The organism is Hyphomonas sp. BRH_c22 (assembly GCF_000961795.1).
Classification (GTDB): Bacteria; Pseudomonadota; Alphaproteobacteria; order Caulobacterales; family Hyphomonadaceae; genus Hyphomonas.
Genome location: NZ_LADU01000040.1, coordinates 1 through 6,871, shown reverse-complemented (window position 1 = coordinate 6,871; position 6,871 = coordinate 1). Strand labels below are relative to the sequence as shown.

4 protein-coding genes and 2 pseudogenes are annotated in these 6,871 nt (G+C 58.4%); 2 read left to right on the top strand and 4 right to left on the bottom strand.

Annotated features, from left to right (window positions below):
• Window positions 1-134 precede the first annotated feature (134 nt).
• The gene (locus VR74_RS05665) at window positions 135-2,597 is read left to right on the top strand and encodes an AAA family ATPase (protein WP_045695124.1); all 2,463 of its coding nucleotides are present in this window, start codon (window positions 135-137) and stop codon (window positions 2,595-2,597) included.
• A gap of 25 nt (window positions 2,598-2,622) precedes the next feature.
• On the opposite strand, the pseudogene VR74_RS05660 reads toward VR74_RS05665, so the two are convergent.
• Window positions 2,623-2,931, bottom strand: a pseudogene (locus VR74_RS05660) (integrase core domain-containing protein); the annotation flags it as partial.
• A gap of 133 nt (window positions 2,932-3,064) precedes the next feature.
• Between VR74_RS05660 and VR74_RS05655 the strand changes: the two are divergent.
• A complete protein-coding gene (locus VR74_RS05655) occupies window positions 3,065-4,324 on the top strand; it encodes an IS110 family transposase (protein ID WP_045695123.1) in 1,260 nt (419 codons plus the stop codon).
• 253 nt (window positions 4,325-4,577) lie between these two features.
• Here VR74_RS05655 and VR74_RS20570 read toward each other — a convergent pair.
• From VR74_RS20570 to VR74_RS05635, 3 genes and pseudogenes are all read right to left on the bottom strand, one after another.
• Window positions 4,578-5,407, bottom strand: a pseudogene (locus tag VR74_RS20570) (IS3 family transposase); the annotation flags it as partial.
• 104 nt (window positions 5,408-5,511) lie between these two features.
• Complete coding sequence (locus VR74_RS05640; RefSeq protein ID WP_299949690.1) at window positions 5,512-6,528, bottom strand: hypothetical protein; 1,017 nt, start codon at window positions 6,526-6,528, stop codon at window positions 5,512-5,514.
• Window positions 6,529-6,541: 13 nt separating this feature from the next.
• Entirely contained in the window at window positions 6,542-6,817 is a 276-nt protein-coding gene (locus VR74_RS05635) for a ParB N-terminal domain-containing protein (RefSeq protein ID WP_045695120.1), read from the bottom strand.
• Window positions 6,818-6,871 lie beyond the last annotated feature (54 nt).

Here is a 6,871-nt window from a genome sequence, read left to right as displayed (position 1 = left end):
GCTGTCACCGCTGCTGAGCCAGCGGACGTGGTCAGAAACTTCCTCGGCGAAGTCGGTCTCGAAAACATCACGGATGCCGAACAGGACGTTGTTGAAGCTTCCCTCACGCGCTTGCGGCAGAGGGAGGATGCGGAATGAGACCGGTTCGACTCACACTCCAGGCCTTCGGTCCCTATGCGAACAGGGAGGTCATCGATTTCCGCAATGCCGTGGAAGCGGGCCTTTTCGGCATCTACGGCCAGACCGGTTCGGGCAAATCGACAATCTTCAGTGGAATGACCTTCGCGTTGTTCGGCGAGGCGTCGAAGTCGGAACAGGATCGCACCTCCCTTCGTTCAGACCATGCCGCCGCTGACGTCGCGACCGAAGTCGAGTTTGTCTTCGACGTGGGCGAGCGGCGCTTCGTGGTGGTTCGCCAGCCGGATCAGATGCGCCCGAAACAGCGCGGCGAAGGTGAAACCAAGAGCGCGCATGAAGCCCATCTGTTCGACGCAACCGGGCTCGCCCTCGATGAGATCACAGCTAACAAACGCGGCAAAATCATTGCGGAAAAGAAGGTCCGCGATGTCGATGCTGCCGTTTCGGAGCTTCTCGGTTACGGCGCTGAACAGTTCCGGCAAATCGTGCTGCTGCCGCAAGGCCGGTTCGAGAAGTTCCTGTCCGCCAAAACCAATGAACGCGTGACGATCCTGCGGGACCTGTTCGACGTCTCGCTCTATCAGGCCCTAATGGCTGACCTGAAGGACAAGGCCGCTGAAGCCGAACGGCAGGTGCGCGAAGAACGGGCGGTCTGCGCCGCGCGGCTCAATGCCGAAGGGTTCGAAAGCACGGACGCCCTACTCGACGGCATAAACGCAGCCCAAACTGCGGTTGAGGAGCGATCGGTCGTCGAAGCGGGAGCAAAGCAAAAGGCTCAGGCAGCGGAGACCGCGTTTCGGTCTGCCGAAGCGGTTGAGGCCAAGTTCGTGGCATCGGCACAGGCGCAGGCGAAGCTCTCCATCCTGATGGGTCGTAAGGCGGAATTCGCCGCCATCGCCGACCGGATGAAACAGGCGGCGCGCGCCCGGCTGATTGTAGATGTGGAAGAGCAAGTCGTCACCGCGCGGGAAGACGTAAAGGACGCCGAAATTAAGCTCGCCGAAGCCACACAAGCGCAGAGCGAGGCCCAACAAAAAGTCAAAGACGCCACCGAGGCCCTGGTAAGAGAAGAGGCCAGAGCGCCTGAGATGGAAACCGCGCGCAGACGCAAGGATGATCTTGAGCGATTTGCCGGGGTTCTTGAGGCAGCGTCAGCCAGCGCCGAAGCCGTGGAGGCGGCGCTCGAAGAGCAGCGGATAGCCCACGCAACCTCCGAGAAAAGCAAAGAGCGGCTCGACCAATTGCGCAGTACTCGCGCAGAGCGCGCCACCGCACTCAAGTCAGCCCGGAGCGCTGAGAGCGCACGCGGCGAGCTTATGAAAGCGCAAACGTATCTCCTGACCCAGAAGAAAGCCGCCGAAGACTACGGTAAAGCAGAAGCGGCGGCCCGGTCGGCGAAAGCGGCGTTTGAAAAAGAAAGCGCAGCCTCAGCCAAGGCGCTAGAACATGAAACCGAGGCGCGCGCCGCCTATGCAGCGGCGGAGCAAGCCCTGGCCGCCGCGCAAGCTCTGCATCTCGCAACCAAGCTGGAAAACGATGCGCCCTGTCCTGTGTGCGGATCGATCGACCATCCGAAACCCGCCACGGGCGATATCGAGAATGCGGGACGCGATCTGGCCTTCCGCGAAGCCCGCGACCGGTTTGAAAAGGCTGCACGCGCGGCCCGCGAGGCCATTGAAAAGCTAGCCGGGCTGAAAGCCACGTTGGAAGCCCGTGAGGAAACCCTTTCATCACTGGAACAGCCGACAGATACGCTCGCGGCAATTGTCGAGAACGTCAGACAGACTGACGCTGACCTCGGAGCACTGGGCCCTGTCGTCAACCTCGATGAAGCCGAGGCGGCGATCGAAGCGCTCGACAAGCAGATTGAAACCCAAGAAACCGAGACCGAACGCCTCCGCAGTGAGGCGGATAAATGCCGGAACGTTGCGACCGAAGCCAGAGCCGCCCGCGATGGAAAACTCGAGGCGGTCCCCGAAGCGCTCCGCACAGAGGGTGCACTTGCGTCTGCCAAGGAGGAGACGACGCGTGTACTCACCACGCTAGTCGATGCGAAAGACAGGGCCGAAGCTGTGCTCAAGGTGGCCCGCGAGACCGTCCTCTCTGCCGATGCCACGCGCAAGGGTGCTGAAGAGTCGGTTGCAGCCTGCAAAGTCCGCCTCGAAAAAGCTGAAGCGACGTTCCGCACGCGTCTGTCTGAGCAAGAGCTCACGGAGGAAGTATACCAGTCTCTTAAACCCGCCATACCGACGATCGACTCAGACAGTGAATCTGTCAGGACGTACGAGACTGAGTTGAACGAGGCCCAGGGTGCCGCAAACGCTGCGGCCTCGGCGATTGGCGATCTGACGCGCCCGAATCTTCCTGTGTTGAAGGAAGCTCATGAAAACGCCCTAGCCGCCCTGACCAAAGCAACGGAAGTGGCCTGCCCCTCAGCAGTGGTCCACCAGATTTGTTAGCCCGGCGGTTTCAAGGTAGCAGCGTTCATGCTGCCACCTCCCCATAGTAAGGCGGCATGAACGCTGCGGGCAAGATGGCTTTTGGGGCGGGTGGCTTGTAGCCGAGAGATGAGTGCGGCCGGGCGGTGTTGTAGTGCTGCCGCCACGCTTCGATCAGGATCTTTGCTTCGCGCAGATCGAAGAAGATTTCCCTCGCCAGCAACTCGTCGCGCAGCTTGCTGTTGAAGCTTTCGCAGTAGCCGTTTTCCCATGGGCTGCCAGGCTCGATGTAAAGCGTCTTCACGCCGATGCGTTCGAGCCATTCGCGCAGAGCTGTAGCAATGAACTCTGGTCCGTAGCACATTCAGAACTTGAGCAGGTCATGGCCGCCTGCGGCGCATTCCGCAAGCAGGCAGGTGGCCATGACCGGGCCGCAGAACCTCTTACAGTGGTTATTCCAACCACCACCGAAGAGGAGCAGACCAGCCATGGCCAGGATTCATTCTATCGCACAGGATGCTGTGCTCGTCGCAATCGACATTTCCAAGAAGCGCAATGATGTTCTGATACAGGTGCCCGGGTCGCCCCGACGGCGGCGTCTTGTTGTGCTCAACCAGCGCGCTGAGCACGACCGCTTTATTCAACGGCTGAAGGCTTTCGACCGACCGGTTGTCACAGGATTTGAAGCGACCGGTAATTATCATCGGGCACTGGCCTGGAGACTGGTTGACGCCGGCATCGAGACACGCCTGATCTCTTCCATGGCACTCGCCCGCCAGCGCGAGGCGATCCACAATGGATGGGACAAGAATGATCCGAAGGATGCCCAGGTTATCCTGCATATGCTGGCGACAGGTCTCAGCCAGGTCTACCAGGATCCCTTGGCCGCCGGCCTCGCAGATATCCAGGAGCTCTCGAAGACGCATGAAGCCGTATCGAGAGCAAGGACGCAGACCATTCACCGGATCCTGACGCACTATCTGCCACTCTATTTTCCCGAGATCGAGAAGTTCCTGGGAAGCTCCAGGCGCGATTGGTTCTTCGCTCTGCTCGAGATGTTCCCGACGCCCGCATCGATCTCGGCCTTGTCACCCGAAGCCTTCTCTGCGGCCGTCTGGGACATTATTGGCAAGAAGACCTCAAAAGCCAGGTTGATTGCGGACATCTATGAAACTGCAAAAGAATCAATCGGGTTGCCAGTTCCGCTCGACAGCAGGGCCATCGCGATGTTCCGTATGGTTCTGGCGGAGGCGCGCAGCCTGAACCGTCAGCGCAATGCAATTGAAGCGGAAGCTGAAGCCCTCCTGGGCGGAACCCCCGACTTCGAGGCACTCAAGCAAATCCCAGGCATAGGCCCGATCATCGCCCTGACCATTCTCGCTGAAGCCGGCGACCTGCGACGGTTCGGTCATCATCGCCAGTTCCTCAAATTCTGCGGCCTGGATCTCTCAACACATCAATCAGGCACTTTCCGGGGACAGACGAAGCTTTCGAAGTACGGCAATGCCAGGCTGCGCCGGGCGCTCTGGATGGCCGGCCTGGTCGCCATCCGCCAGAGGGAGAACAGTTTCAGGGACAAATACACGCGCTACATCGCAAGAGATCCGGACAATGCCGATCTCAAGCGTAAGGCGCTCACAGCGGTTACCGCAAAGATGGCGCGCACAGCACATGCCGTCATCAAGAGCGGGAAAGCTTACCGGCCTTTCTATGAAGGGCCGGTGCCGGGCGGGAGAACCTCTCTCTGATGGGGCCGTTGAGGCGCCGGATCTTCCGAGCGACCTCGTAGATAATGTTCGGGTCTTCCGCTCGGATCGGCATCCCGTGTTAAGGACGGTAAGGACCAGCGAAATCAACGCGCATGGATCCTGTGTTTGCTATGGCTGCGAGCTCTTCCATTGCGGCGGAAGCCCACCCGGTAATTGACTTCAATACCCGTATCTGGAAACTACGGGACGAGGCTTTGCGCCCGGAACTTGCCTGCGCATCCGAATGTAGGACGTTGTCGGATCGTATGTGCTCGGGTGCCCCGTGACGAACGAACAGCTCGCCCAGCGTGTCAAGGACATCCCTGGAGGAGAGCTTGCGCTCGACCCTGATGGCGAGGCACTCGCGTGTGTACTCGTCGATCACGCACAGCATAAGCAACACCCTTCCATCGTGGGTGCGGTCCTGCACGAAGTCATAGGACCAGACATGGCCTTTGTGCGCCGGCCTCAGCCGCACGCAAGAGCCGTCATTCAGCCAGAGACGGCCGCGTTTTGGTTGTTTCATCGGTACTTTCAGCCCCTCTCGCCTCCAGATTCGGTAAACCCGCTTCTCGTTCACATGCCAGCCGTCGTCCCTGAGCAGAGCCGTGATCCGCCGGTAACCGTACCGGCCAAACCGCTCGGCAAGGCGAGTGATCGCCGTTGTCACGGCGTCTTCATCGTCTCGCCGGATGTGCGGCTTACGCTGGGTCGAACGATGCTGGCCGATCACGCGGCACGCCCGGCGCTCAGTCACGCCAAGCTCTTCCACCACATGATCGACCGCAGCGCGCTTGCGGGAGGGGCTCAGAACTTTCCCTGAGCAACCTCCTTGAGGATCTGGTTATCAAGCGTGAGGTCGGAGACGGCCCGGCGCAGACGCTGGTTCTCCTTCTCAAGGTCCTTCATGCGCTTCGCCTGGTCGACCTGAAGGCCGCCATACTCCTTGCGCCATCGATAGTAACTTTGCTCGGTCACACCAACGGCACGCGCAGCAGCTGCAGCCGTCTCCCCGCGGGCAAGGCGAACCTCCACCTCCCGCAGCTTCGCAATAATCTCTTCAGGCTTGGCTCTCTTGCCCATATCTCAACTCCATAATCGGAGCCGGGACTAACTCAAATACTGGACCACTTTCCGGGAAGCAGACCAGGCCACCATCAGGCGCAGCGCAACATCAAAAATTTATCTCAAGCGCCGCGTTCCAGCGTCTTTGACCGGAGCTCTTGGAACCAGATCGGTTCGTCAACTGCGCCGCCACGAACGTGCGTCCAGATCTCGCCGATTATGGCCACGGTGAGGGTTGCTGCATCTCGGGTCTTTTCGCCGTCGATAAGATAAACATGCCGAAGCTTGTCGAGCCCTCCGTACCGTTCAGGCTGGCTAAAAGGGGACGCATGGACGAGTGAATCGCGAAAGGGCTTAACGCGCTCAAGATAGCCACGGACCAGTTTATCATCCTCGGTCCACAAAGAAATGCCGGTAAGAATCTCGGGATACTGCAATAGCTTGTCGCGGAAGGAGCCATCGTGCACGAGCTTTTGCTTGTTATTCGACAACGACTGATACCGATGGTCCGCCCGCTGAAACTCCCAAGCTAGGCCATTCAAGAATGACTCGAGGAGGTTGAAGCAGGCAAGAATTCCAGCGCGGGCGACATACTCCCTTTTCCTGATGATTGGCGCGATTTGGTCCCGTTCTAGGGTTGCGCGCCGATGATTTGAGCTTTGATAAGGCTTCAAGAGCTTATCACACTCAGACAGCGCATTTAGTGATTCAATAATGTCCTTGCTGAAAAAATCCTCCGGGAACTTGAACTGAAGCCCCCAAAGCGAAATGCACACTGTGGCATGCAGTGGATGTCCACGAAGAACTTTTGGTTTGAATTCAGCGTATCGTTCTTGAAACTCTGCAAGCGGCAATTCTAAACCTAGCGTGTTGAGCACATCATCATACAAACGCTCGAGCACTCGATCATCATAGCGAAGAAAGTTGTTTCTACAGAAATTCTCAATTTCAGGTCCTAATCGATTTCGGACGTCTATTTTTCCTGACTTGAGGTGCCGCCTTGGTAAAGAATCAAGGTCTTCCGCAACTACGGAAATGTAATCGGCCCAGTCCAATAATTCTCCAAGCATGAGGCGTCCCACAGCCGCCGCTTTGTTGGCCCTTCGAATTAGAGCGACTTCCTTTTCTCGCCCGCTCATTTCTCGCCCTAATCTAATCGCAGCCACCATCGTAAACGACAATCAGCAACACGTGAACTCTTTTGCCCGTCTCTTTCTCGATCTCTTTCAGAGCGGAATAGCGCCGCCGTCCGGCGACGACGCCATAGTGATCGCCTTCCTTGCGGACCAGCAAAGTCTGGCGAATGCCGCTCTCGCGGATGGATGGCAATATGTCGGACACGTCCGGCTTCTTGCGGCTATGGCGCATGTTGAGTTTTGAAATCCGAAGCTCGGACAGAGGGATGGTTTTGAGAATGGGCTGGGCCATGATCTGGCTCCTTCTTGATTGAATGGCTTGTGGATTGGGGGCGCGCCGTCAGGC